We start from the raw sequence: 26,113 nt of genomic DNA on the forward strand, positions 1-26,113 counted from the left end.
TATGTAATTTGAATATCATATATGAAACAGGTTACCTTACTTATCATTCTATCCATTCAAATTTCATTTCAAATAAAAAGCAGTGCCCAATGCATTGCCGATGCAGGCGCAGATACTATAGTGTGTCTAGATTTTAATTATGAACCCATTACTATAGGAGGCCATCCATCGGCTTCCGGAGGTTCTGGTGTATACAGGTATGAATGGAAAACACTGACGCCATATGGCTTCTTTCAAAACATTACTGCCTCAGAAATACTCGATGACACTACTGAATCGAATCCAAAAATTATAAATCTTGTCACCAGTGAATATCTTCATTTTATTTTGAATGTTACCGATTCAAAAGGTCACTTCTGTACCGATACAGTGATGGTTGTCATCGACGGATGGCTCAGTGATCTCGGCGACGACCGGGTATATATTATGGAAGGTGACACAGTACAGCTGTCTTCAGGAATTGGCAGCAGTTTTCCTCCCTTTTCATACCATTGGGAACCGGACTATAATCTGTCCAATCAAAATATTGAAACACCTTTTGCATGGCCGGATACATCTATCGCTTATACTTGCGTGGTAACAGATTCACTTGGCTGCGCTGTGGAAGATCAGGACCATTTCGAAGTGTTCGTTACTCCAATAGGAATACATACAATCACATATCTTAAGCAAAATATTTTCATTAACCCTAATCTTGTTTCAGATCAAGCCATTCTGCGTTTTGATAATCCGAATTTTCTGGAATGTCAAATGATCATCGTGAATGATCTTGGAACAATTATTAATCAAAGTAAAATTTGGCAAAATTTTTTTGAAATAGGAAAACTGCCCATGCAGCCTGGTATCTTTTTCTGTTTTATTTCGCAAAATCGCAAGCCAGTTTCGTCCATTAAATTTGTGAAAGAATAATTTATTATTGTAACTGCAGCTCTCTCATTGGTATTGGGTTTGATCACCCTTTAATTATACCTCTCCAATTCTTCTGAGCACATGAAGCAGGTTTAGCTGTTATATAAAGTATTTAAGGTTTCATCCTTTTCCATTTATTTTTGTTTAAAGATCATGTCACCATTACTCCAATTTACAAACAGGGGAATCTATTGTGAAGCCGGCGATTTTTATATCGATCCGTGGAAACCCGTAAACAGAGCTTTCATTACTCATGCACATAGTGACCATGCCTATCGCGGGCATGATCTGTACCTTGCACATCGCCAATCCATTCCTGTTTTACAATACAGGCTGGGAGAAGACATTAATGTTCAATCAATGGACTATAATGAAACGATCTTTCATAACGGCGTAAAAATTTCATTGCATCCTGCAGGGCACATTATCGGCTCGGCTCAGGTACGGGTTGAAAAGGATGGCGAAGTATGGGTAATGAGCGGTGATTACAAACTTGAAAACGATTGCCTTTCTCCTAGATTTGAACCGGTTCAATGCAATGTATTTATTACAGAATCTACTTTTGGCTTACCAATATATCAATGGAAACCCCAGTCACAGATCTTTGATCACATAAAAAGATGGTGGCAAAAAAACCAGGAAGAGAATGTATGTTCGATAATTATGTGTTATGCTCTGGGAAAAGCACAGAGGATTCTATGCGGTATTGATTTGGGTATAGGACCTGTGTATGCGCATGGTGCAATCGAGAACATTAATGAGATTTTAAGAAAAGCAGGTGAACCGATTCCGCCTGTGCGAAGGATTACTCCGGAAACTACCAAAGACGATTTACGAAAAGCTCTTGTGCTCGCTACATCATCGGTGTTGAACACTTCGTGGCTAAGAAAGCTTGCCCCGTTTTCAATTGGATACGCCTCTGGATGGATGCAGGTTCGCGGCAACAAAAGAAGAAGAGCTGCAGATGCAGGCTTTGTCTTAAGTGATCATGCAGATTGGAGCGGATTAAACGAAACAGTTAAAGCAACCGGTGCACAGAAAGTTTTTGTGACGCATGGCTTTACTTATCAGTTTGCAAAATGGCTACGTGAGCAGGGATTAGATGCACATGAAGTCAAAACGGCTTTTAAAGGAGAAAGCATTGATGAAACAACAGATGAAACTGGAACCGAAAGCATCATTGAAAATACTGCCTCATGATAACTGATTGCTAAAGGCTGATAATTGAAAGCTGACATCTGATACCTCACACCTTTCCAAATGAAACGCTTCGCACAACTATTTTACGACCTGGATCAAACGAACAGTACCAATGATAAGATCCAGTTGATGCGTGAATATTTTGACCGTGTAGAAGATGCAGATAAGCTCTGGACACTTGCTTTATTTACGGGCCGAAGGCCTAAAAGGACAGTGAACAGCAGAAAACTTTGGGAATGGGCTGCCGAGTGTTCACAGCTTCCTGGCTGGTTATTGGAAGAGTCGTATAGCCAGGTAGGAGATTTTTCAGAATTGGTAGCATTGGTAGTTCCAAAAAAAAATAGTGCGGAGGATTTTTCTGTTGCCCAGATGATGCAGCGGCTAATAACAATGAAAGATACCAATGATGATGAAAAAAAACGCTTCATCACTGAAACGTGGTTTCAATTGGATCAGCAGGAAAAGTTTGTGTTTAATAAGCTGATGTCTGCTGCATTTCGTATTGGTGTTTCCAAAAATAATTTGATTAAAGCGCTCGCTTTGCATACAAATCTTCCGGAAACATTTTTGGCGCACCGCCTTATGGGTAACTGGGATCCTCAAAAAATTTCATTCAGCGACCTTATTTCTTACAATGCTGAAACAGAAGATATTTCAAAGCCTTATCCATTTTGTCTTGCTTATGCATTAGAGGTGCCTTTAGAAGAACTGGGGAATGTTCAGGATTGGCAGGTGGAATGGAAATGGGATGGAATACGTGCGCAGATAATTATGAGGAAGGGAAATTTATTCATATGGTCACGCGGTGAAGAGTTGGTGACTGAAAAATTTCCGGAGCTTCATTTAATTGCAAAAACACTTACTGATGGAACAGCTTTAGACGGAGAAATACTTCCGTATCGCGATGGAAAGCCGCTTGGATTCCAGGTTCTGCAAACTCGCATCGGAAGAAAAAATGTCACGCCAAAAATCCTTAAAGATGCGCCGGTTGCTTTTTTAGCTTATGATTTAATTGAATGGAGTCATGAAGACTACAGGGAAAAACCATTACAAGTAAGAAGAAAAAAATTAGAGGAAATAATAACAACATCAAATTTAAAAGAGTTATTTATTGCCTCTCCAATTGTATCTTTTCAAAGCTGGAGTGAATTGACTGTAATAAGAAACTTATCCAGAGAAAATATCAGCGAAGGATTGATGCTGAAGAAACAAGATTCGCCTTATCTGGTGGGTAGAAAAAAAGGAGCTTGGTGGAAATGGAAAATCGATCCTTACACTATCGATGCTGTATTAATTTACGCACAAACAGGTTCCGGCATCAGGTCAGGCTTATTTACCGATTACACATTTGCCCTTTGGGACGACGGAAAGCTGATTCCATTTGCCAAGGCCTATTCCGGACTAACCAATGAGGAAATCAAGCAGGTAGACCGTTTTGTAAAGCAACACACATTAGAAAGATTCGGCCCGGTGAGAACTGTAAAGCCGGAGTTGGTTTTCGAACTTGCCTTTGAAGGCATCGCGCTATCATCACGCCATAAATCAGGTCTTGCCGTCCGCTTCCCCCGAATCCATCGCTGGAGACTGGATAAAAAAGCGGAAGATGCCGATACATTGGAAACTCTAAAAAAGTTAATACGTAAATAATAAAAAGATCTTGTATGGATTTAAATAATTTTAAATCACTGGATATTTATTCTAAAAAGAAACATATGAAACCATTTACCATTTTTCTGTTTACATATATCTTCTTTCAGCAGGCTACTGCGCAGTGCTGGAATTTAGTCTGGAAAGATGAATTCAAAGGCAGCGCTCTTAACTCATCAAAATGGTCGGCGTCAGATGACCCGATGACTTACAGCGCTGAGGAGGAATACTATACCAGCCGAAGTCAAAACGTAAGCGTTGTAAATAATAAGCTTCAGCTCACTGCGCTTCACGAAATGTTTAGCGGTAAAAACTATACATCCGGAAAAATCATCAGCAAGGAAAAATTTTCTTTTTCTTATGGAAAGATAGAAGCCCGCATGAAGCTACCCACAGGCAAAGGGTGCTGGCCCGCTTTCTGGCTATTGCCGCAGGATCTATATTACGGCTCATGGCCTGAAAGCGGTGGAATCGATATCATGGAAATGATCAGCCAAAATCCTTCTACGCTGTACAGCACTATTCACTGTACTGATGTTGATAATGGGACACACGGTTCCACGCAATCATCTGCTACCCTTTCATCCGGTAAATTTTCTGACGGGTATCATGTTTTTACATGCGAATGGGATCCTGATCAATTCCGGTTTTATCTGGATGGAGTTTTATTTGGAACAAAAAATAAAACATCCTATCCGAATTTTAATTGGCCTTTTGACCGGCCGTTTTATATCATCCTGAATCTTGCAATCGGCGGCGGATGGGCAGAGCCTGCTGATCCAAATGATTACCCTCAAACCATGTATGTCGATTATGTGAAAGTTTATCAGCTGAATAATCAGCTTGCTATTACAGGAAATAACCTTGCGCAGCCAGATGTGAAAGCTTCGTACTCATTACCTTCCATTTCCGGTGCGACATACAACTGGTCAGTTTCAGGTGGCGGCACTATAGCATCAGGCGGAACCGGTTCAACAGTAAAATTAACTGGGATACTACTACAGGAAGCAGAACCATTTCGTCGGCAATTACCACTACCTGTGGTAATTCTGTTATCACTTTTCCCATAACTGTTACACCGAACATGCTTGTAAATCCTGATTTTGAGGATGACCTGCACTGGTGGCAGACACAATATAATTCCGGGGCGGCAGCAACTTTTAGCAGTACTACAAACGCCTCTGAATCGGGCAGTAAATCTTTCAGAACGAATGTAAGTGCCATAGGACCCGATCCATGGAACGTTCAGCTGATGCGACAGGATTTTTCACTTAAGAAACAACATCAGTACAGGATGTCTTTCTGGGCAAAAGCAGATGCCACCGGTAAAGTTTTTAATTGCAGTGTATTGAACCCGGAGGGTTATTCACAAATTGGTGCCACTTCTGTGATACTTAGCACCTCCTGGCAATATTTCAGCTATGTATTTACTTCCGCTTTAAGCATTACCGGGCTGCTGACTTTTGATTTCGGCGCTCAAACAGGTACCATTTGGGTTGACAACACTTCTCTTGTTGATTTAACTTTAAATCCCGGAGCAAAAGATGAAGGAATGCTGGAACAAAAGGATATTGATAATAATTTCGAAATACTATCTTATCCAAATCCTTTTAATAGATCAGTGATGCTTCATGAAAGTAAAGGATTATTGCCATTGCATCTTTTATTATATAATCTGAATGGAAAAATTGTTTTGAACCAAATGCAATTCCATCAAAATTTTTCTCTGACATTGGATAACCTCCCATCGGGATCTTATCTTTTAGTAGCAACAGATAATTGCGGTAACACAATTGAGCAGAAGCTGGTAAAGCAATAGGAAAGGTTTTTAATTCCGTAATAGATCTATTTCAGAATTGTTTGAGCTATTATGGGATGATCCGGATTTATATCGATGGTTTGCTTCAGCGGTTGTAAAACAACATCTAAGTCTTCCATTGGAATGGAACCCAACAAAGGTTGAGCGTTTCCAGGTAAAACTAAGGCCCGGCATGCCGTATTCCTATTTTTAAAATTAATAGTAACGGGGCCTACAACTTCGATTGTTGTCACGCTACCATCACCTAACTCAGCATTTTGGTACCCGATATGTCGTAAACCAAGCTGCTTATTAATTGAATGGTTTATACATAACATATATGCTCCTGTATCTACCAGTGCGGTAATCTTCATTTTTCGCACTTCTTCGGATTTTTTCTTTCCCTCATCCTGCAATACCAGGTCATAAGGATTTACTAATTCAATCTCAGCTTTTATAGTACCCATTGCGTATTGTTTGTTGTGATTAAGAACAAATTTACTGAATAGCAGGTAAGTTTGCCTGGTGAATCCTTCAGAATTAACTATTGAATCCTGGTTTCAATTTAAAAATTGGGCACCATTCCCTTTTCAATATGAATGCTGGGACAAATATGCCGAAGGATATTCAGGACTACTGAATGCACCAACCGGAAGCGGCAAAACACTTGCACTCTGGATGCCCGCGCTAATAGACTGGATGCAGCATGAAAAAAAACCAAAAGGTTTACAGTTTCTCTGGATCACTCCTTTAAAGGCTCTTGCAAAAGATATTTATCAGAATGTACAGCAGGTTAGTAAAGATTTAAACATTTCCTGGAAAGTGGAATTAAGAACCGGTGATGTTTCTGCAGCTAAAAAAAAGAAGCAACTGGAAAAGCTGCCGGAAGCATTGATCATTACGCCGGAAAGCTTGCACGTGCTTCTTTCACTTGGTAATTCTGAAAAAATATTTTCCAGCCTCAGCGCCATTATTGTGGATGAATGGCATGAATTATTTGGATCCAAAAGAGGTGTACTGGTGGAATTGGCTTTATCACGGATTAAGGCAATAAAACCGCATTTGAAGATCTGGGGCATTTCCGCCACCATAGGAAATTTACAGCAATCGCTTGAAGTACTTTTGGGAAATGACTTCAAAGGAAAAAAAACAATCGTGGTTGCAGACCTGCATAAAAAGATCTGCATTCACTCTGTTATTCCGGATGAGATCGAGCGTTTTCCATGGGCCGGTCATCTGGGTATAAAATTAATTCCGAACATTCTACCGATTGTAGAAAAAAGCAAGTCTACTCTTCTCTTTACGAATACACGCGGACAGGCAGAGATCTGGTATCAGAAACTATTGGAATTCGATCCTGATTTAGCGGGAACCATTGCCATCCACCACGGCTCCTTGAGCAAAGAGGTGCGCACCTGGGTAGAAAATTCAATACATAATGAAAAGCTTAAGCTCGTAGTATGCACTTCTTCGCTTGATTTAGGAGTTGATTTTACACCTGTTGAATTGGTGATACAGGTAGGAAGCCCTAAAGGCGTTGCACGCTTTCTCCAGCGTGCGGGCAGAAGCGGCCATCAGCCCGATGCAGAAAGCACTATTTATTTTGTACCCACTCATTCCCTTGAACTTATTGAAGGCGCCGCCTTAAAAGATGCAATAGAGCACAAAATCTTAGAAGACCGGATTCCGTTTCATAAGCCGTTTGATGTATTGGTGCAATACCTGGTTACTCTTGCTGTAGGGGATGGATTTCATCATAAGGATATTTACAGGGAAGTGAGAACCACCTATGCTTTTCATGATTTGGATGAAGAAGAATGGGACTGGGTATTGCAATTTATCACCACGGGAGGAAGCTCGTTGGAACATTATAATGAGTTTTCTAAAGTTGATGAAGCAGATGGAATTTTTAAAGTGAATGACCGTCGTATAGCGCTTCGGCACCGGCTTTCCATTGGAACTATTGTAGCCGATATCAGCATGGCTATCAAATACCTGACTGGCGGTTCTATTGGAAGTATAGAAGAAAATTTTATCTCAAGATTAAATCCGGGTGACGTTTTTTGGTTTGCAGGTAGGTGTCTTTCGCTGGTACGAGTAAGAAATAATGTTGCGTACGTTAGAAAAATTAAGCCGACCAAAGGCCAGATTCCCTCCTGGCAAGGAGGCCGCATGCCGCTCTCTTCTCAGCTAAGTGCCATGATCCGGAAAAAAATCGATGAGGCGAAAAGACATGAATCAAAAGAGATAGAAGTAAAAGTGCTGAAGCCCTTATTTGATCTGCAGGAACTGCGTTCAGCACTTCCTGCCCTCGATGAATTTCTGATCGAAAAGCTGGAGACCGATGAAGGCTATCATTGTTTTTTCTTTCCTTTCGAAGGAAGACTGGTGCATGAGGGAATGGCCGCTTTACTTGCGTACCGCATTGCATTGATAAAACCCATTTCATTTTCAATAGCCATGAATGATTATGGTTTCGAACTGCTCTCCGATCACGAAATACCACTGGAAGAAGCGTTGCAACAGGAGTTATTTTCAACAGAAAGCTTACTGGATTACATACAGGCAAGCAACAACTCTACGGAAATGGCCATGAAAAAATTCAGGGAAATTGCGCGTGTGGCAGGATTAGTATTCGCGGGTTATCCAGGAAAAATGCAAAAAGACCGGCACCTGCAATCTTCTGCATCATTGCTCTTTAAGGTCTTTTCTGAATATGATCCTAAAAATCTATTACTGCGGCAATGTTATCAGGAAGTGCTTGATTTTCAGCTTGAGGAATTGCGCCTGAGAAAAGCGCTGATGCGCATCAATACACAAAAAATAATTTTGAAATATCCTCAGCGACCTACTCCTTTTGCATTTCCGATTATGGTAGATCGCATGCGGGAAAAGCTTACGAGTGAAAAACTGGAAGAGCGAGTAAAGAAGATGCAATTGAAGTTCGGTGAAGAACCTGGCAGTAGAAAATTGAATGAGAAAAAAATTTTTAAGTAAGAATCTATTTTATTTAATCTTCAAACTTTTTTAACCCTGTTTGGTTTATTGAAAGTATTGTGGGTGAACATTTGACCATTCAGCTTCAGGGAGAAAATTTAGTACTGTTACCGCAAAGGGCGATTTATTGGGAACAACAGCAAATTTTACTTGCTTCTGATTTGCATTTAGGAAAGAGCGGGCACTTCAGGAAAGCCGGTATTGCGGTTTCTTCCGAAATCCACCACGATGATTTGAAACGTCTGTCGGCAATTCTTAAAGAATTCCCTGTAAAAAAAATATTTTTCCTTGGCGATCTTTTTCACAGTGATCAAAACTATGAATGGACTCAATTCTTGACGTGGCGAAAAAGCATTTTACCGATTGAAATCCACTGGATCAAAGGCAACCATGATGCTCCGGATAGTGAATGGATAATCACTTCTGAAATTCATTACCATACATCACACTTTGAACACCAGCCTTTTTTCTTCACACATCAGATGATCCTGCAAGAGCACCTTTCGAAATATCAGATGGCTGGTCACCTCCACCCTGCCATCAGGTTAACAGGAAAGGGAAAACAATCTATAAAGCTGCCTTGCTTTTATTTCAGCGACAATTATTGTGTTTTACCTGCCTTTGGCAATTTTACAGCGGGCGCTGTTATCCGACCTAAAATAAATGATAAGGTATTTATGATCCTGGAAAATAAAGTGCTGCCAATGAAAGGCTATAAATAATTTGATAAGTGCTGCGCAAAAATATCAGTGTTGATTTCATTAGTTAAGGCTTGGATTTTCAGGAAAATTAGCAATTACTTTATAGCGATCACCCATATCGCGAAGTGCGGTGCGCCAAAGCTGCTGAGGCTCTTCCCTAAAAAGATATTCGGAAGAACCTTTACCAATAAACCATGAATTTCCTTTTAATTCCTGTGTTAATTGATCCTGATCCCAACCGGAATAACCAAAGAAAAAACGGATATCGTCAGGGCTGATTTGCTTTGTATCAAGCAGAAATATTAATTTTTCAAAATCTCCACCCCAATAAATTCCATCCGATATCTCAATGCTGTCATTTAAAAGATCACCTCTCTTGTGTAAATAATGCAGCGTATTCGGCTGAACAGGACCACCGTAGAAAATCACATTCTCAACAGCGGGAAAATCCTCAACTACCTCATGAACTTTCATTTCAGTAGGCTTATTGACGATTAATCCAAAAGCTCCTTCCGACTTGTACTCACAAAGCAAAACCACCGATCCTTTAAAAAACGGATCTTCCATAAAGGGTTCGGCAATTAAAATTTTTCCTGATGAAAGTGATTCCATTCCTCGTTTAATTAACGTGATAAAATAACATCATAACCGTTGAACCTCCAAAAATATACTACTCATTTTAAGAGGAAGAATAATAACGGAAGGAGAAGATTTTTCTTTCAGAAAGAAGACCTATTTTTGCGCCTTTATAATGGTATTTTTGATTTCTGTTAATTGACTATTGAAAGATTAATGGTCCCGTAGCTTAACTGAATAGAGCATCTGACTACGGATCAGAAGGTTGGGGGTTTGACTCCCTCCGGGATCACTTTTACATATGGGCAAAGTACAGAATTCGCTCTCCACAAGAGTTTGAACTGTCTCACAATATCGAACCTCAATTCGCTTATTCTTTCAAACGGTGTCTATCGCTTTGCAATTATCAGCAATTCGCTTATAAAAGCAGGTATATGAATGCAGAGAAATAAAACTTTTATTCTGCTCATCAGAATACTTAAAGATTCAATTCAGTTTTGATAAAATCCTTTGCTTCGGGCACACCTGTAAGTTCAAGCCATACACTACTGGTATCACCGGAAATAATGATATTGAAGGTAAAAAAATCACAGCATTGCCGTTCCGTTTTTGCAAATTCAGTGAGCTCATCAATCATCTTATCACTCCCATTGAATTTAAAAGCATAACCATTTTTCAACTCTTTCTTCTCAAGAACCTGCTGTTGCAAGCTTGCAATCACAGTGGCTTTGCGTTTTTGTAATTCCGGGGTTGTTAACTTACAAGTCAGGTTTGCCGGCTGATTCTTTACTTCGCAATTGTCATTACAAATGGAAGAAGCTGTGTAGGTCGTCATCAAATTATGGGATTTATTATTACAACTGCAGAGGGTTGCGACTGTAAGTATTGTAACGAATAATTTTGTATTCATTTGGTATGAATTAAGATTCGCTTATTTACAACGGGTTTCTTTGTCGCAGCAAATCTCATTTGCTTTTTCGGCATACACGGTAATGCTAAAAATTCCTGCACCGCTTTCTTTATACAGCTTGTTCTCATCAGAACTGAGATAGCTGGAAAGAATATCATCCGGCACGGTTATTACCTTTTCTTTTTGCAAAGAGATGTTTATAAAACCTGATTCACGGATTATAGCTAGATATTCGCCTTTTTGTATTGCACCTGAGATACATCCTGCATACATTTCTGCGGCATGCAAAATTTTAGAAGGTAAAGCACCTGCTAAAACAATATCCGATATGGAGAAATGACCGCCTGGTTTTAAAACCCGGTATATCTCTTCAAACGCTTTCCGCTTATCCGTAACCAAATTGAGGACGCAGTTACTAACTATCACATCAGCAACATTTGAAGTAACCGGCATTTTTTCTATTTCTCCAAGGCGAAACTCTACATTATGAAAATTTAATTTCTCCGCGTTGATTCTTGCCCGATTGATCATTGCTTCCGTCATATCAATACCTATTATTTTTCCCGTTTCACCGGTTTCTGCTCTTGCGATAAAACAATCATTGCCTGCACCTGAGCCAAGGTCAATCACTATATCCCCCTTTTTAATCTTTGCAAACTGAGTAGGCAAGCCGCAACCCAGGCCAAGATCAGCTTCGGCTTTGTAACCTTCGATATCATTATAATCATCCGTCATGATGTTGTACACCTCATCAGAGCAACATGAACTTCCGCAACAAGATGATTCGTTAGTAACTTTGTCCTGCAGTGCTATTTCAGTATACTTTTCTCTAACCATTTTTTTAATTTCTTCTGCTGTTTCCATTTTATTAAGTTTTAAAAGTGATTTTCCAGATTCTAATAATCGTAATCATGCGATAGTAATCAAAAATTATTTTAACAACACTCTTTATCTTTAACCGTAACACTAAGCAATGTACCCAGGTATTGCTTGGCCAGCAACCATTCCTTTTCATCAATGCAGTAGCAGATGCTAGCTCCTTCAATTTCTCCTTTGATGAGTCCGGCGTTCTTAAGCTCTTTCAAGTGTTGGGATACTGTAGATTGGGACAACGGAAGCTCTTCCACTATGCCGCCGCAAACGCATGATTGTCTTTTGAGAAGAAGTTCTATGATTGCGACCCGCGCAGGATGCGCCAATGCCTTGGCATAAGTAGCGATTTTATTTTCCCTTATCGTAAACTCTTCAATTTTGGCAAAACCCATTTCTATAATTATATCGCAATATTACGATTAACTTTTCTAATTACAACTTTTTCAAACCTAAGAAATTTAAAAAGGAAAGCAAGCACTATCTTCAGCTGCCAACAAAATCGAAAATTAAGAATGATCAGAGAATCGTTAAATCAGTTTCAAGAGAAATAAAAAATGATGAGCACTAAGCCGTAACTCGCTCGATGTGCATGATTATATTATCAATCTCATTTGGTGCAAACCAATTAATTTCTTTATCTTTTTTAAACCATGTCATTTGCCGTTTTGCGTAATTTCTGGTGCGCTGCTTTATCTTTAGTACTGCTTCATCCAGGGTGCAATTGTGATTTAAATATGAAATGAGTTCCCGGTAACCTACTGTTTGCAAGGAATTACGGTGCTGGTGAGCTAATAAAAATTTTACCTCTTCCAGTAATCCTTCATTCATCATACGATCGGTGCGCTCATCAATTCTGGAATATAAATCCTTTCGTTCCAACTGTAGTCCGATTTTAACAGGAATAAAATTACGGTTCTTCACTTTTGACGTGAGGAAAGAAGAAAAAGGCTTGCCGCTTGATATGGAAACAGAAAGCGCACGAATCAGGCGATGCGGATTATTGAGGTCGACTGCTTTATAATAATCAGGATCATGCTGCTTCAATAACAGCTGTAACGCTTCTATTCCTTTATCCCGGAACAAAATTTTCAAATGCTCTTCGGTATCATTACTAACTTCCGGAATGGAATCCAGACCCTCCAGTATGGCTTTAATGAATAACCCGGAACCGCCGGTAACTACTAATATATTTTTGTGTAAAAACAACCTTTCGATTACGGCTAAAGCTTCTTTTTCGAAATCAGCAACACTATATCTATCAATAATAGAAAGGTTATTGATGAAGTGATGATCAATCTGTTTTAATTCATAGCCAAGAGGCTTGGCAGTTCCTATATTTAATTCGCGGTAAAATTGCCGTGCATCCGCAGAAATAACTTCAGTACTAAAATATTTTGCTATTTCGATGCTGACCTGTGTTTTACCTACTGCGGTCGGACCAACTAAAACAATCAGGTAATTTTGCTGCACCTGCTATAAATCTTTCCGGTAAAGTTTAATTAAATACAGCTGATAGCAGCCAGCACTTTATCATTTAACTGATTACAACGCATCCTCCTCGCTGAACCCTTCTCCAAATCCATCATCCGGTATGTCTTCCTCTTTTATAAACCCTTCCTCCTCCTGATCGTCCGTTTCATCTGCTATATCTGTGTCTTCTTTTTCAGTTTTTTCTGTTTCATCATCTGCTTCTATCGCAGTATCCTCTTCTCCAATAAGGCTCATTTCTTCAATATCCACCTCCTCTTCGTCTACCACTTGCTCCTCTCTAATACTCTCACGTTTACGTCCGTAATGCGCCATCAGGTCTTCCTTTTTAAATGGGGAAAGTCCCTGTTGCTTCACGCAAAAAGGATATGCGATATGAGATTTTTCTGAACCAGAAAGTGACATTAATTCCAGGAGAAAAACAAATTCCTGGCTGCCTTTGTATTCATAAACAAATTTTTGATGCGGGTCGTCGATATAGGTTACCAAAAGTGGAAAAGATTGTGCCTTGGCCTTAGTACGTCCCTTCATTTTTTGTTCATCCGGCCTGGCAGCAATATCAATCTGCTTTACCCGCTGCCAGCTGTCATTAGCTTTATAGAATAAACCTTTATAAGGTGAAGGAAGGCTATAGGCGGTGACAATGGAGCCCTCAAAATCAATCATTGTATTGGAAGGCTTCACTTCAATATCTCTGAAGATGCTATCATCTTCTTCGTAAACTACCCGGAATTTGTACAGAGCCATATTAGCTAATCTTGGAATTTATTATTAACATTAAATCTCCTGCAGTACATTCTTATCTTAAATTTATGTTTCATTCATCAATATATCCTTTTTATTAACTGCCTCCCACCCTGCTTCCTTTGCCTTTTCCAACATAAAGTTAAATGCTTCCTGATAATTATTGCCGATTCTGCCATCCAGAATTGCCTCTCTCACTGCGTCTTTTATAGTGCCAATTTCTCTACCGGGTAATTTATTAAAAGTCTTCATAATAATTTCACCGGTAATTGGTGGCTGCCAATTGCGCATTCGATCTTTATCTTCTACCTCTCTAAGCTTTGCGCGAACTAATTTAAAATTTTCAAAATAGTTTCTAACCTTATGCTGATTTTTAGAAGTAATATCTGACTCGCACAAAATCATCAGTGAATCAATATCATCTCCAGCATCAAACAACAAGCGACGTATTGCAGAATCGGTTACTTCCTCTTTACTGACATTAATCGGCCTAAGGTGCAATAGCACCATTTTCTGAACGAACTTCATTTTATCATTCAAAGGCAGATGAAATTTTCTAAAAAGTCCGGATACTTTTTTAGCACCTAAAACCTCATGCCCATGGAATGTCCATCCTTTTTGCTTTTCAAATCGTTTGGTTTCCGGCTTTGCAATATCATGTAAAAGAGCAGCCCATCGAAGCCATAGGCTATCACTGCGCTGTGCCACATTATCAAGTACCTGCAAAGTATGGTAAAAATTATCCTTGTGGCCTTTACCTTCATAGTTTTCCACCCCAAACAACTTTACAAATTCAGGAAAAATAATCTCCAGTAATCCGCACTTAAATAAGAGATCGAAACCTATAGATGGCTTCGGAGCCAGTAATATTTTATTTAATTCTTCGGAAATACGCTCCGCAGAAATAATTTGTATGCGTTCTTTATTACTGGAAATTGAAAAAAAAGTGCTGGAATTAATTTTGAAATTTAATTGTGTTGCAAAACGGATGGCGCGCATCATTCTTAAAGGATCATCAGAAAAAGTGATGTCAGGATCAAGTGGTGTACGAATCACTTTATTATGCAGGTCTTCTAACCCGTTAAATGCGTCAAGCACTATTGTTTCGCCGTTGCGCTTCAGCGGTATTGCCAAAGCATTTATAGTAAAATCACGCCTGGAGAGATCATCTGGCAGGTTACCATTTTCAATAATGGGTTTTCGGGAATTTGCACGGTACGATTCTTTTCTCGCTCCCACAAACTCAATCTGAAAATCCTTATACTTAAGTAAAGCAGTACCAAAATTTTTATACACTGCAATGGGTGGCAATGGCGTGAATTGCATGGCTACCGTTTCTGCAAGTTCAATTCCACTTCCAATTACGGTAACATCCATATCCTTTGAATCGCGTTTCAATATTTTATCACGCACATAGCCCCCCACCAGAAAGGCCTCCATTTTCAGTTGACCTGCAGCCAATGAAATCTTTTCTAAAATTTCACTTTCCTCAGAAGAAAAAGGAAGTGAAACGCGGTGTTTATTGATTTCCATTTGTTACTGTTCTTCAGCGAATTGCTCTGAGATATAGGTTCTGTGCAAAGTTACCCTGAAACTTCATAAGCTGACTGTGAATTCAAAATAGAAAGTGTCCTTATATTTGCGCTCTCTTTTAATTATGGCGAGGTAGCTCAGTTGGTAAGAGCGTCGGATTCATAACCCGGAGGTCGAGGGTTCAACTCCCTCTCTCGCTACATTGCTTAGCTATTATTTAAAGTAAACAGCACCATATAAGCAACAAGCTTATTGTCAAAGGCTATGGCTAAATGCCTGTGTATACAGTGCTTGAGACAATAATCATAAGCGTTCGATAAAGCACTTAACTAGCCCATTGCACTTTGCTCCTCTAAAAACAGAGTATTTTATTTGCTTATTTTCGTCGCTTTAATTTATTGTATGGAGCATCCTTCCCAACGCATTATTCAGCTTGCTGAATCGGAGACGCTGCAGATGGCGAAGCTTAGTCGTGAATATAAAGCAAAGGGATTTGACATTATAGATCTTTCACTGGGTGAGCCTGATTTTCAAACTCCTCAGCATATTATGGATGCCGCAAAAAGGGCCATAGATGAAGGGTATACAAAGTATTCACCGGTGGCCGGCTTTTTTGATTTGAGGCAGGCTATTTCCGATAAATTTTTGCGCGACAATAACCTGAGCTTTACAGCTGAACAGGTAATTGTATCTACAGGTGCCAAACAATCTCTTGCAAATGTGATGATGGTTCTGCTTAATCCCGGTGATGAAGTAATTGTTCCAAGCCCATACTGGGTGAGCTACCGGGAGATAATTAAACTGGCGGAAGGAAAAATGATAGCAATACCATCTTCTGTCGAATCCAACTTTAAGATTACTGCAGAACAGTTAGAGGCTGCAATAACGCCACAAACAAAAATATTTTGCTTTTCCTCTCCGTGTAATCCCACGGGGTCCGTCTTTACAAAACAGGAATTAAAGGATTTTTCTCAAGTGCTTAAAAGACACCCGGGGATAATTGTTGTTGCTGATGAGATCTATGAGTATATTTCCTATATAGGAAAACATGAAAGCATTGCTCAGTTTGAGGTGTTAAAAGACCGCGTGGTGGTGGTTAATGGCTGTTCCAAGGGTTATGCGATGACAGGCTGGCGCATCGGGTACATGGCGGCCCCTTTATGGATTGCTAAAGCATGCGATAAAATGCAAGGGCAAATTACATCCGGAACTTGTACTATCTCGCAGAGGGCTGCCCTTACCGCTATAACTTCTGACCAGCACAAAACCTGGGAAATGCGGGATGCCTTTCAAAAAAGAAGAGATCTTGTATTACAATTACTTAATGATATTCCAGGCATCAAAGCCAACTATCCACACGGGGCCTTTTATGTATTTCCTGATATAAGTTCTTTTTTTGGAAAATCAAACGGACACATCACTATTACCAATGCAGATGATTTAAGCTTCTATCTTATTGAACAGGCCAACGTAAGTGTCGTTACCGGCAAAGCTTTTGGAGACGCTGAATGCATTCGTATTTCATATGCTACTTCTGAAGAAAAAATAACTGAAGCACTCAGGCGGATTAAAAAAGCGCTTGCTATGCTTAACTAAACAATTGTAAGATTTAAAAGTACAATTGTAAATTTTTATTCTATTGAAAGCAATTGATTTTTTTAAGAAAATAAAGCCTTTGAAAGTTGTAGTAGTCGGCGATGTGATGCTGGATACTTATTTATGGGGGCAGGTTAACCGCATTTCCCCTGAAGCGCCTGTGCCGGTGGTGTCTATAGAAAAAAAAGATGAACGACCCGGAGGTGCTGCAAATGTGGCCCTAAATGTTAAACTGCTTGGAGCTACTCCTTTTCTCTGTTCTGTTATTGGTAATGACGAATCGGGTAGATCATTCTTAAAGATGCTTAATGCCTATCAAATTGGAACTGAAGGCATTTTTTCTAGTAATACCAGAGTAACTACCGTAAAATCGCGTATCATCAGCCGTAACCAGCAAATGATGCGATTTGATTCTGAAACAGAGGCTGATTTAAACAGTGGCGATGAAAAGAAATTATTAAATATTATCAGAAATACTATTATGCGGGAAAAACCTCATGCACTGATCTTTGAAGATTACAATAAGGGTGTATTAACCGAACCTATTATAAATGAAGTTATCGGTTTCTGCAGGAAAAGTAAAGTTCTTTGTTCAGTTGATCCAAAGAAAAAAAGGTTTTTTTCTTATAAGAATGTTAATGTCTTCAAACCTAATTTGCGGGAGCTGAGAGATGCTCTGAAGATGGATCACCTGGAGACTGATACGAATCAACTGGATAAGGCAGTGGATGTTCTAAAAATACAATTACATCAGCAAATTACGCTGATCACATTATCGGAAGATGGAATATATTATCATAACGGTGCTAAGGGATCTATTCTTGCAGCGCACATGCGTGATATAGCAGATGTCTCCGGCGCTGGTGACACGGTGATTGCAACTGCAACACTTGCTCTGGCAGCAGGGATGCCACTGGAATATGCTGCTTCCATTGCAAATATTGCAGGGGGTTTAGTATGTGAACATGTGGGTGTGATACCCATAACACGGGAAATGCTGATAGAGCAATGGAACAGTTAATTGATTTAATACACTTCTAATGAAATCGTCTGATCTTATAACTTAACTGATCTACACAAGCGATCATTTAAAAACGCTATGGCTGTTCAGAAAAAACCATCCGGCATATCAAAATTCTCCGGAAAATTATCGCTGATTATACCTTGTTACAATGAAGAACAGCGTATAAAAGATATGATTTCAGGGTTACAGGAATTTGAATTGAAATGTTCTTTCGATTATGAAATAATTGTAGTTAACGATGGCAGCACAGATGGAACTTATGAAACTATACTTTCAGATCCATTTTTCAGACAGCTGAAAATATCTGGTAAGTTTACGCTGATACAGCTTCCTGAAAACCATGGGAAGGGTTATGCCCTAAAAAAAGGGATCGAAGCTGCAACCGGAACGCATTTACTCACCCTCGATGCAGACATGTCTGCGCGACCAGCGGAAATTTTAAACTGGATGTCAGCTAACAATAACAAGCTACCACAGGATGAAATCTGGATAGCTTCGCGTGAACATTCTTCTTCAAAGATCAAAGAGATTCCATCTCGCCGCCGGACAGGAAGGATCTTTAATTTGTTAGTACGTTTTTTTACTCCCCTTAAGTTGCGTGACACGCAATGTGGCTTTAAGCTATATCCTTCAAGCATCGGAAAGCAAATTTTTTCTGAACAGCGTTCTGTTAGCTGGGCTCATGATGTAGAGCTACTGTATCATGCAAGTTTAAAAGGCATAACTATACGCGATATGCCCATAGTATGGGAAGCCAAACCAGGCAGTAAAATTTCTCCTGTAAAAGATGCACTTCCAATGCTACTTAGCGTAATGGCAGTTTCCATCCGGCTTAAACTGGAGTACTTTGTTTTAACACCTATAAGAATTATTACGAATAAAGATTCGGCTGCTTCCCTACCAGATTTAGAAAAAAGAGATTCAATTTTCAGGCTGCTGTTCTTTGCTACCAGTTTGTTACTTTTTTTAATGATGACTTCGCTGAGTTTTAACTATGGAATCACGGGAGATGATTTAGATCAGAAGGTGTATGGCGAAACGGTATTAAACTTTTACACTTCATTTGGAAAAGATGCTTCTTGTCTTAACCTGAAAGTTGGCAATAAAGAAAACCTCTATATCTATGGAGGACTTTTTAATGTTATATCTGCCGCAGCGAACCGGTATGTTGGTGGATTGGATGAGTATGATATGCGTCATCTAATAAACTCCATGGCAGGATTTCTTGCTATTCTATTCGCAGGGCTTCTTGCTAAAGCAATTGGTAACTGGATGACAGGTTTTTTGGCAATTATTTTTTTGGCAACATGGCCACAGTTTTTTGGGCAATCCATGAACAATTCAAAAGATATTCCTTTTGCGCTCGGGTATGTGTTTACTATTTATTATCTCATAAAATCAGTGAAGGAACTGCCCCGCCCTTCTTTACGGACCTGGATAATGGTAGCAATTGGTATTGCATTTACAATAAATATCCGCATTGGAGGATTGCTGCTGGTTGGCATGATGTACACCTTTGTTATTGGAGCATATATTCTTTCACCTGAAAAGAGAAAAGCGATCCAAAACACCAAATCCGGGGGCCCGCTTTTAATACGTTTGCTTATTGTAACCGTTGCTGGCTATTTCGGAGGATTGATCTTCTGGCCATACGGACTTCTTCATCCCCTATCAAATCCATTTATTGCTTTAAAAGAGATGTCTAATTTCTCGGTGGGTATTCAGGTTTTGTTCGGCGGAAAGCTGCTTTCTTCAAAAGAAATACCCTGGTACTATATTCCTCAATGGCTCTGGATTACAACTCCTGTTATTGTTTTGTTTGCTGCAATTGCCTATAGCGTGATTTGGTATCCGGCAAGAAAAAAATTCTCGCTCATGCTAAGCTTGCTAATTCTGTTTGCTGCCCTGTTTCCCTGGGCATACACAGTATATCAAAAGTCTCCTTTGTATGATGGAATGCGTCAAATGTTATTTATTGTTCCAATACTGGCAGTTATGGCCGCTCTAACGTGGCAATTTATTCTTACTATTCCGAAACAAAAATTTATTTTATACATAATCACTACAGTGATTATAATTGGAGCAGTATTACCCATACGTTTTTCATTGGCAAATCATCCTAATGAATATGTTTATTTTAATGAATTGATTGGCGGTATAAAAGGTGCATATGGAAAATACGATACAGACTACTATATGAACAGTATTCGCAAAACATCAGATTGGTTAAAGCAAACAAGTGCATACAACACGTCATCCAAAGAGAAAAAAATTTTAATAGGAACCAATGCTTTGGATCCGGTGAATTGGTATTTCCGGAATGATAGTAGCAAAGTCAAAATTGTTTATGTAAAATGGGATGCACCCGGAAATCCTAAAACACGCAGTGCACGTGACTGGGATTATGGAATTTTTTTTTCCAGAAATATTGACCCTTCCATGCTTACCAAAGGAACATGGCCTTCCCAAAAAGCTATTTATAAAAATGAGGCAGATGGTATTCCTCTCTCGGCAATAATTGAAAGAAAGGATAAGTCCGACATGATTGGCTACAATGCTATGCAGAAAGACAGCAATCAACTTGCGGAAAAATATTTTGAACAAGCCCTGAAGGATAATCCGCAAAATGAAGAAGTGGCTTTATGGATGGCTCAGGTGAAATTGAGTTTACATAAGTATGAGGATGCCATTAAATATGCCCAACAGTATATTGAATTATTTCCAGGAAGCGATGAAGGGTACATGCTTCTAGGGGTTGCAAATGCCTATACCAATAATTTTAATAATGCAGTGAACAATTTAAACAAAGCCATTCAATTAAATGCAATGAATTACCAGGCTTATACAATTCTTGGGCAATTGTACCAGCAAAGCGGTGATGCTCAAACGGCGCAACAATATTTTTCCCAGGCAAAGCAGATACAGCAAACACTGAACTCGCAATAGCCATGGACCTGAAAGAATTAGAAAGTGGTGTTGATCCTGAAAAACATTGGTATTACCAATCAAAAAAAATCCCCTTAGTCCAATTTTTAAAATCTAAATTCTTATTAAGAAAAAAACCGCTGACCCTTATAGATGTTGGGTCCGGGTCTGGATTTTTTATGTATGAATTGATAAAAGATAATCCGGAGATGATCGAAAAGATATGGCTTGTAGATACCGGCTATACGCAGCAAGAAATTTTAATGACTAAGAATCAGCTTATTGAAAAGTCGTTGTCTCTACCCTCTAAAATCAACGATGCGGTTGTAGTAATGATGGATGTTCTGGAACATCTGATAAGCGATGCGGAAATGCTGGAATCGATTAAAAAAAAGTGCGTGGGTGAAAATTATTTCTTCATCACTGTTCCGGCATTTATGAATCTATGGAGCGGACATGACATCTATCTGGGTCACTACAGGCGATATGTTAAGAACTCATTAAACAACTTGCTTAGAGATTCTCTTTACAGAACAGAGAAAATTTATTACATCTATGGAATGATTTTTCCCCTGGTTTGGATGTCCCGAAAACTCGAAAGTAAAAATGCCATCCCACAATCAGATATGAAAAGAATCAACAGCTGGGCAAATACTTTACTAACCAGGATTTGTTCCTTTGAAATGCATTTCAGGAAGTTAAATAAATTCGCTGGTGTTACCTGTGTTGCTGAAGGAAAAATAGATCAGTCAAATTAATACTCATAATTGCCTCGCTTCTTATAGATAACTTTTCTAAGAATATTATGCACCAGCTACATCCTAAAACTTTAAAATTTCTTTCTGGTCTTAAAAAAAATAACAACAAGGAATGGTTTGAAAAGAACCGTGAGACATATGCAGAAATCCGGAATACTTTTATAAACGTAGTGCAGGAAGTAATTAATGAAATAAATTTCTTCGATACATCCTTAGGAACCCCAGACGCAAAAAAATGTTTATTTAGGATAAACCGAGATATCCGTTTTTCAAAGGATAAATCTCCATATAAAATAAATATGGGAGCTTCGATGGCAAAGGGAGGTAAGAACCTGCCCTCAGCGGGTTATTACCTGCATGTGCAGCCACACCGTTGCTTTATAGGCGGAGGAATCTGGATGCCACCATCAGATAATGTAAATAAGATTCGGCAAGAGATTGACTATAATTTTAGTGATTTCAAAAAAATTATAGAATCCGCTGCTTTCAAAAAAGAATTTGAATCTCTGAGTACTGAAGAAAAACTGGCGCGGCCTCCAAAAAATTATGCGCCAGATAACCCTGCTATCGAATACCTGAAACTTAAGAGCTTTATCGCTACCAGGGATATAAAAGATGAGATTGTACTTTCAAAAAATTACCTTAGGGAGGTCATATTAACTTTCCGGCAATTGCATCCGCTCATATCTTTTATAAACAGGGCCGTCGCATAAGGTCTGAAGCTGCTACACTGGTGATTATCGGAAATAATTTCATAAATATTTTTATTTTCTGACTTTGTGACTTTAATTATTGATTATAATGGAAATATTGACTGATCAGGGTGTCTGGTACGCACCTTGATTTAATTAGCCGAAACTAAAAATTTATAACTATGTCACTCGTAAAATTTAAAAATAACACAAGCCCCGTTGAACGTGGATTCAACGATCTCTTTAATAATTTTTTAAATGATGATTTAGGTTTTTTTATGAAACCATTTAGCGGCTTTCAAAGCCCTGCGGTAAATTCTGTAGAAACTAAAGATCACTTCAGGCTTGAACTGGCGGTGCCGGGATTTAACAAGAATGATTTTTCAGTTAAGATCGAGGGAAATCTTTTAACAGTGAGCGGAGAAAAGAAAAATGAATCAAACCGGGAAGATGAAACATTTACAATGCGGGAATTTAACCACACATCTTTCAGCCGTTCCTTTACGCTTCCTAACACTGTGGATTCTACTAAGATAAGCGGTGAATATGTTGATGGACTTTTGAAAATTTTTATTCCAAAGAAGGAAGAAGCTAAGCAAAAGCCTGCAATGGAAGTTAAAATTTATTAATTGAAGCAGCACATAAAAGCCGGCATCTGAAATAGATGCCGGCTTTTTTTTTAATGTCGCAGCCTTCTTTATAAGTTTTCCTTTCAAATTATGAGCCTTCCTTCCAAAAGCATTATTTTTGAAATACCCATGCGCCACCACCAACCAAAATACCTTGGATTATTTTTCATTTGTTCTCTGTTCCTGGTTGCTGCAAACGTTCCGGCTCATAATGAACTATTTACTTCCCACAATGGTGAAATAACATTTTTGTCCTATGCTCCCCTGGAAGTCATTACGGCCAGGTCAAATGAAATGCAGGGAGCTATAGATCCTGTAACCCGAACTTTTCTTTTCACAGTAAATGTAAATACCTTTCACGGCTTCAACAGCGGGCTGCAACAAATACATTTTAATGAGAATTATCTTGAAACAGATGTATATCCTAAGGCCACCTTCGATGGAAAGATTATTGAATCTGTGGACTTTAATATTCCGGGTAAATATGAGGTGAGAGCCAAGGGTAAGCTAACCATACATGGCATTCCGCAGGAAAGAATTATAAACGGAGCAATTGAAGTGTTCCAGGATCATATAGTAGTGCAATCTAAATTTCCTGTTTTGCTTGAAGATCATCAGATTAAAGTTCCTAAAGTGGTATATCAAAAAATTGCTCCTGAAATAGATGTTACGCTACATGCCGATTTAAAGAAGGTGAGTGATTAAGAAATAACCAAACCAGATAGCTTAATTTCATATGCAAAAGATTTTCTTTCTTAGTATCATAAAACACCCTCCGTCACCCGAGCAATAAGCTGGCTATGAATGTGATCATTATAGAAGATGAAGAACCTGCTGTAAAGCGGTTAGAAAAGTTACTTAAGAGCATAGGGCCTGATTACAGGATAGTTGCATCTCTGGATAGTATAGAAGGCTCAGTTAACTGGCTTTCCACGCATGATCATCCGGATCTGATGCTTATGGATATTCATCTAGCTGATGGTTCCAGCTTTGATATTTTCCGACATCAGAAAATTACCTGCCCGATAATTTTTATCACTGCCTATGATGAATATGCAGTAAAAGCATTTAAAGTAAACGGCATCGATTATTTACTTAAGCCAATCAAAAAAGAAGAGTTAAGATCCGCTCTCGATAAATTCGAAAAGATGCATTATCAGCAAGCCAGTTCCCTGGATTATTCTAAAGTGGCACAATTACTTTCCAAAGATCAGGATCAGTACATTAAACGCCTGGTAGTACATTATGGTCAAAACATACGGGCTATAGAAGTGGAAGACGTAGCTTATTTTTATACAGAAGAAAAAGTAATCTTTCTATGCACTAAAGATGACAGAAGGTTTTCAATTGACTTGAATCTTGATAAGCTCGAAAATACCCTGAATCCAAAAAAGTTCTTCAGGATAAACCGCCAATTTATAGTCAATATCAAAGCCATCGAAAAAATGCTTGCCTATTCAAAATCACGGGTAAAAATTCTTCTGAACCCACCCTCAAGCCATGAAACCATTACCAGCGTTGAGCGATCCTCTGATTTTAAGAAATGGCTTGCCGGTGAATAAGAAATCAATCTTAAATCGAACTTATAATTGCAGATAAGAAATTCTTTATGTTAATGTGATTAGGATAAAATTTACCAGGCAGAAATACAAATTACCTCTCATCATTTATAACCCAATATCTTCAGCATGCTTGCGGACGATTGCTGCTTGGCAAATAGCCAATCTTCCATTTCACCCTTTTTATTTTTATTGAGTAACACAACTTTTGGGGATGGAATAAGGCAGTGTTTAATTCCACCATATCCGCTCAACTGATCCTGGTATGCACCCGTATGAAAAAACCCAATGTACAATGGTTCCCCGTTGCTGTTTTTAGGAAGAAAAACCTGGTTGATGTGTACTTCTGAGTTATAATAATCCTGGCTATCGCAGGTTAATCCTCCAAGGTTTACTTTTTGATAATCTACATCCCACTTGTTGATGGGGAGCATTAAAAATCGCTGCCCTATACCCCAGGTATCAGGCAAAGTGGTTATAAAAGAGCTGTCGATCATATACCAGAGCTCAGCATCGTTCTGTTGTTTCTGCCCTATTATTTTATAGATATTGGCACCCGCTTCCCCTACCGTGAAACTTCCAAACTCTGTAAAAATATTAGGTACCGGGATCTTATTTTTTTTGCAGGCATTCTTAATCTGCAGTACTATTTCGCGAATCATGTAATCATAATCGTAGTCGAAGCCAAGAGAATTTTTTACAGGAAAGCCTCCTCCAATATTAATAGAATCCAGTGTTGGACAAATTTTTCTTAATTGGCAATAAACGTTTAGAGCTTTATTCAGTTCACTCCAATAGTATGCATTATCACGGATGCCGGTATTTATAAAAAAGTGAAGCATCTTCAGCATAAACTTTTTGTTGTTGTGGATTTTCTGGACATAAAATTCCAGAATATCGCGCCAGCGTATTCCAAGCCGTGAGGTATAAAATTCAAAGGTTGGCTCTTCCTCGGCGGCTATTCGTATGCCTATATTACACGTGCCGCGTACAGTACGCTGATATGCATGTATTTCATCCATATTATCAAGCACAGGAATTACATTAGTATATCCGTCATTGATAAGTGCAGCAATCTTAGTTGTATAAACTCTTGTTTTAAAACCGTTACAGATTATAAACCGGTCCTTGTCTATCGCTTTTTTCTCATAGAGCTTTCGAATGATATTAATATCATAGGCAAAAGAAGTTTCAAGATGAACATCATTGCTGACAACCTCTTCAAGTATGTGTGCAAAATGAGAGCTTTTTGTACAATAGCAGTAATAGTATTTTCCTCCGTACTTGTGTTCCTTAAAGGCCTTTTTAAAGAGCGATTTTGCTTTCTGTATTTGGGAAAAGATCTTAGGCAGATAGATCAGCTTAAATGGGGTGCCGTATTTCCGCACCAGATTCATTATGGAAACACCGTTAAAGTAAAGCTCGTTGTCTATTACCTCAAAGCCATCCTGCGGAAAGTCAAACGTTTGTTGAATGAGGTCCTTATAGGTGTTAGTCATCTTTATATACGGAAGCTAATAGGGCATGTTATTTTTTAGCGGTGTGCAAACGTAC

General features: G+C 38.9%; 24 protein-coding genes and 2 tRNA genes. 17 read left to right on the top strand and 9 right to left on the bottom strand.

Annotated elements, in window-relative coordinates; genetic code table 11:
• Positions 1-21 precede the first annotated feature (21 nt).
• From H0W62_11340 to H0W62_11360, 5 genes are all read left to right on the top strand, one after another.
• Positions 22-909 (top strand): hypothetical protein, encoded by an 888-nt coding sequence (locus tag H0W62_11340; GenBank protein ID MBA3649124.1) that lies wholly within the window; start codon positions 22-24, stop codon positions 907-909.
• Positions 910-1,062: 153 nt separating this feature from the next.
• Positions 1,063-2,109 (top strand): ligase-associated DNA damage response exonuclease, encoded by a 1,047-nt coding sequence (locus H0W62_11345; protein MBA3649125.1) that lies wholly within the window; start codon positions 1,063-1,065, stop codon positions 2,107-2,109.
• Between the two features lie 60 nt (positions 2,110-2,169).
• Positions 2,170-3,756 carry an ATP-dependent DNA ligase gene (locus tag H0W62_11350; protein ID MBA3649126.1) on the top strand — a complete coding sequence of 529 codons (1,587 nt, stop codon included), beginning with the start codon at positions 2,170-2,172 and terminating at the stop codon, positions 3,754-3,756.
• Between the two features lie 65 nt (positions 3,757-3,821).
• A complete protein-coding gene (locus H0W62_11355) occupies positions 3,822-4,826 on the top strand; it encodes a glycoside hydrolase family 16 protein (GenBank protein MBA3649127.1) in 1,005 nt (334 codons plus the stop codon).
• A 14-nt stretch (positions 4,827-4,840) separates the two neighbouring features.
• Entirely contained in the window at positions 4,841-5,575 is a 735-nt protein-coding gene (locus tag H0W62_11360; GenBank protein ID MBA3649128.1) for a carbohydrate binding domain-containing protein, read from the top strand.
• A 26-nt stretch (positions 5,576-5,601) separates the two neighbouring features.
• Here the strand turns inward: H0W62_11360 and H0W62_11365 are convergent, their stop codons facing one another.
• The gene (locus tag H0W62_11365; protein MBA3649129.1) at positions 5,602-6,021 is read right to left on the bottom strand and encodes a clan AA aspartic protease; all 420 of its coding nucleotides are present in this window, start codon (positions 6,019-6,021) and stop codon (positions 5,602-5,604) included.
• A gap of 58 nt (positions 6,022-6,079) precedes the next feature.
• Between H0W62_11365 and H0W62_11370 the strand changes: the two genes are divergently transcribed.
• Positions 6,080-8,551, top strand: a complete 2,472-nt coding sequence (locus H0W62_11370) for a ligase-associated DNA damage response DEXH box helicase (protein MBA3649130.1) — start codon at positions 6,080-6,082, stop codon at positions 8,549-8,551.
• Positions 8,552-8,610: 59 nt separating this feature from the next.
• Positions 8,611-9,273 (top strand): ligase-associated DNA damage response endonuclease PdeM, encoded by a 663-nt coding sequence (gene pdeM, locus H0W62_11375; GenBank protein MBA3649131.1) that lies wholly within the window; start codon positions 8,611-8,613, stop codon positions 9,271-9,273.
• A 39-nt stretch (positions 9,274-9,312) separates the two neighbouring features.
• Here the strand turns inward: pdeM and H0W62_11380 are convergent, their stop codons facing one another.
• On the bottom strand, positions 9,313-9,864 hold the full coding sequence (locus H0W62_11380) for a YqgE/AlgH family protein (GenBank protein ID MBA3649132.1): 552 nt from the start codon (positions 9,862-9,864) through the stop codon (positions 9,313-9,315).
• Between the two features lie 182 nt (positions 9,865-10,046).
• Here H0W62_11380 and H0W62_11385 point away from each other — a divergent pair.
• A tRNA-Arg gene (locus tag H0W62_11385) sits at positions 10,047-10,120 on the top strand.
• Between the two features lie 186 nt (positions 10,121-10,306).
• Here the strand turns inward: H0W62_11385 and H0W62_11390 are convergent.
• The 6 genes from H0W62_11390 to H0W62_11415 form a co-directional block, all read right to left on the bottom strand.
• A complete protein-coding gene (locus H0W62_11390; protein MBA3649133.1) occupies positions 10,307-10,663 on the bottom strand; it encodes a hypothetical protein in 357 nt (118 codons plus the stop codon).
• Positions 10,664-10,759: 96 nt separating this feature from the next.
• The gene (locus tag H0W62_11395) at positions 10,760-11,602 is read right to left on the bottom strand and encodes an arsenite methyltransferase (GenBank protein MBA3649134.1); all 843 of its coding nucleotides are present in this window, start codon (positions 11,600-11,602) and stop codon (positions 10,760-10,762) included.
• Between the two features lie 71 nt (positions 11,603-11,673).
• Positions 11,674-12,003 carry a winged helix-turn-helix transcriptional regulator gene (locus H0W62_11400; GenBank protein MBA3649135.1) on the bottom strand — a complete coding sequence of 110 codons (330 nt, stop codon included), beginning with the start codon at positions 12,001-12,003 and terminating at the stop codon, positions 11,674-11,676.
• Positions 12,004-12,175: 172 nt separating this feature from the next.
• On the bottom strand, positions 12,176-13,081 hold the full coding sequence (miaA, locus tag H0W62_11405; GenBank protein MBA3649136.1) for a tRNA (adenosine(37)-N6)-dimethylallyltransferase MiaA: 906 nt from the start codon (positions 13,079-13,081) through the stop codon (positions 12,176-12,178).
• Between the two features lie 72 nt (positions 13,082-13,153).
• Positions 13,154-13,846, bottom strand: coding sequence for a hypothetical protein (locus tag H0W62_11410; protein ID MBA3649137.1), 693 nt, complete (start codon positions 13,844-13,846; stop codon positions 13,154-13,156).
• A gap of 63 nt (positions 13,847-13,909) precedes the next feature.
• Positions 13,910-15,376 (bottom strand): HD domain-containing protein, encoded by a 1,467-nt coding sequence (locus tag H0W62_11415; GenBank protein MBA3649138.1) that lies wholly within the window; start codon positions 15,374-15,376, stop codon positions 13,910-13,912.
• A gap of 126 nt (positions 15,377-15,502) precedes the next feature.
• On the opposite strand from H0W62_11415, the gene H0W62_11420 reads away from it, so the two are divergent.
• The 9 genes from H0W62_11420 to H0W62_11460 all read left to right on the top strand — a co-directional run bounded on the left by H0W62_11420 (position 15,503) and on the right by H0W62_11460 (position 24,562).
• A tRNA-Met gene (locus H0W62_11420) sits at positions 15,503-15,576 on the top strand.
• Positions 15,577-15,778: 202 nt separating this feature from the next.
• A complete protein-coding gene (locus H0W62_11425; protein MBA3649139.1) occupies positions 15,779-16,972 on the top strand; it encodes a pyridoxal phosphate-dependent aminotransferase in 1,194 nt (397 codons plus the stop codon).
• A 106-nt stretch (positions 16,973-17,078) separates the two neighbouring features.
• Positions 17,079-17,993: a D-glycero-beta-D-manno-heptose-7-phosphate kinase gene (locus H0W62_11430; GenBank protein MBA3649140.1), complete on the top strand. Its 915-nt coding sequence runs from the start codon at positions 17,079-17,081 to the stop codon at positions 17,991-17,993.
• Between the two features lie 78 nt (positions 17,994-18,071).
• Positions 18,072-20,942, top strand: coding sequence for a glycosyltransferase (locus H0W62_11435; protein ID MBA3649141.1), 2,871 nt, complete (start codon positions 18,072-18,074; stop codon positions 20,940-20,942).
• Positions 20,943-20,944: 2 nt separating this feature from the next.
• On the top strand, positions 20,945-21,679 hold the full coding sequence (locus H0W62_11440) for a hypothetical protein (protein ID MBA3649142.1): 735 nt from the start codon (positions 20,945-20,947) through the stop codon (positions 21,677-21,679).
• A 47-nt stretch (positions 21,680-21,726) separates the two neighbouring features.
• Positions 21,727-22,392 (top strand): DUF2461 domain-containing protein, encoded by a 666-nt coding sequence (locus tag H0W62_11445; protein MBA3649143.1) that lies wholly within the window; start codon positions 21,727-21,729, stop codon positions 22,390-22,392.
• Positions 22,393-22,553: 161 nt separating this feature from the next.
• Positions 22,554-23,000: an Hsp20/alpha crystallin family protein gene (locus H0W62_11450; protein ID MBA3649144.1), complete on the top strand. Its 447-nt coding sequence runs from the start codon at positions 22,554-22,556 to the stop codon at positions 22,998-23,000.
• A gap of 90 nt (positions 23,001-23,090) precedes the next feature.
• On the top strand, positions 23,091-23,705 hold the full coding sequence (locus H0W62_11455) for a YceI family protein (protein MBA3649145.1): 615 nt from the start codon (positions 23,091-23,093) through the stop codon (positions 23,703-23,705).
• A 95-nt stretch (positions 23,706-23,800) separates the two neighbouring features.
• A complete protein-coding gene (locus H0W62_11460; protein ID MBA3649146.1) occupies positions 23,801-24,562 on the top strand; it encodes a response regulator transcription factor in 762 nt (253 codons plus the stop codon).
• A gap of 101 nt (positions 24,563-24,663) precedes the next feature.
• Here H0W62_11460 and H0W62_11465 read toward each other — a convergent pair whose 3' ends face one another.
• Positions 24,664-26,058 (bottom strand): arginine decarboxylase, encoded by a 1,395-nt coding sequence (locus tag H0W62_11465; GenBank protein ID MBA3649147.1) that lies wholly within the window; start codon positions 26,056-26,058, stop codon positions 24,664-24,666.
• Positions 26,059-26,113: the final 55 nt, after the last annotated feature.

The organism is Chitinophagales bacterium, from assembly GCA_013816805.1.
Lineage (GTDB): Bacteria > Bacteroidota > Bacteroidia > Chitinophagales > UBA10324 > MGR-bin340.

Coding starts and splice junctions, on each gene's coding strand:
- H0W62_11340 (MBA3649124.1), top strand. CDS start 22: ATGAAACAGGTTACCTTACTTATCATTCTATCCATTCAAATTTCATTT.
- H0W62_11345 (MBA3649125.1), top strand. CDS start 1,063: ATGTCACCATTACTCCAATTTACAAACAGGGGAATCTATTGTGAAGCC.
- H0W62_11350 (MBA3649126.1), top strand. CDS start 2,170: ATGAAACGCTTCGCACAACTATTTTACGACCTGGATCAAACGAACAGT.
- H0W62_11355 (MBA3649127.1), top strand. CDS start 3,822: ATGAAACCATTTACCATTTTTCTGTTTACATATATCTTCTTTCAGCAG.
- H0W62_11360 (MBA3649128.1), top strand. CDS start 4,841: ATGCTTGTAAATCCTGATTTTGAGGATGACCTGCACTGGTGGCAGACA.
- H0W62_11365 (MBA3649129.1), bottom strand. CDS start 6,021: ATGGGTACTATAAAAGCTGAGATTGAATTAGTAAATCCTTATGACCTG.
- H0W62_11380 (MBA3649132.1), bottom strand. CDS start 9,864: ATGGAATCACTTTCATCAGGAAAAATTTTAATTGCCGAACCCTTTATG.
- H0W62_11390 (MBA3649133.1), bottom strand. CDS start 10,663: ATGACGACCTACACAGCTTCTTCCATTTGTAATGACAATTGCGAAGTA.
- H0W62_11395 (MBA3649134.1), bottom strand. CDS start 11,602: ATGGAAACAGCAGAAGAAATTAAAAAAATGGTTAGAGAAAAGTATACT.
- H0W62_11400 (MBA3649135.1), bottom strand. CDS start 12,003: ATGGGTTTTGCCAAAATTGAAGAGTTTACGATAAGGGAAAATAAAATC.
- H0W62_11410 (MBA3649137.1), bottom strand. CDS start 13,846: ATGGCTCTGTACAAATTCCGGGTAGTTTACGAAGAAGATGATAGCATC.
- H0W62_11415 (MBA3649138.1), bottom strand. CDS start 15,376: ATGGAAATCAATAAACACCGCGTTTCACTTCCTTTTTCTTCTGAGGAA.
- H0W62_11425 (MBA3649139.1), top strand. CDS start 15,779: ATGGAGCATCCTTCCCAACGCATTATTCAGCTTGCTGAATCGGAGACG.
- H0W62_11430 (MBA3649140.1), top strand. CDS start 17,079: ATGCTGGATACTTATTTATGGGGGCAGGTTAACCGCATTTCCCCTGAA.
- H0W62_11435 (MBA3649141.1), top strand. CDS start 18,072: ATGGCTGTTCAGAAAAAACCATCCGGCATATCAAAATTCTCCGGAAAA.
- H0W62_11440 (MBA3649142.1), top strand. CDS start 20,945: ATGGACCTGAAAGAATTAGAAAGTGGTGTTGATCCTGAAAAACATTGG.
- H0W62_11445 (MBA3649143.1), top strand. CDS start 21,727: ATGCACCAGCTACATCCTAAAACTTTAAAATTTCTTTCTGGTCTTAAA.
- H0W62_11450 (MBA3649144.1), top strand. CDS start 22,554: ATGTCACTCGTAAAATTTAAAAATAACACAAGCCCCGTTGAACGTGGA.
- H0W62_11455 (MBA3649145.1), top strand. CDS start 23,091: ATGAGCCTTCCTTCCAAAAGCATTATTTTTGAAATACCCATGCGCCAC.
- H0W62_11460 (MBA3649146.1), top strand. CDS start 23,801: ATGAATGTGATCATTATAGAAGATGAAGAACCTGCTGTAAAGCGGTTA.
- H0W62_11465 (MBA3649147.1), bottom strand. CDS start 26,058: ATGACTAACACCTATAAGGACCTCATTCAACAAACGTTTGACTTTCCG.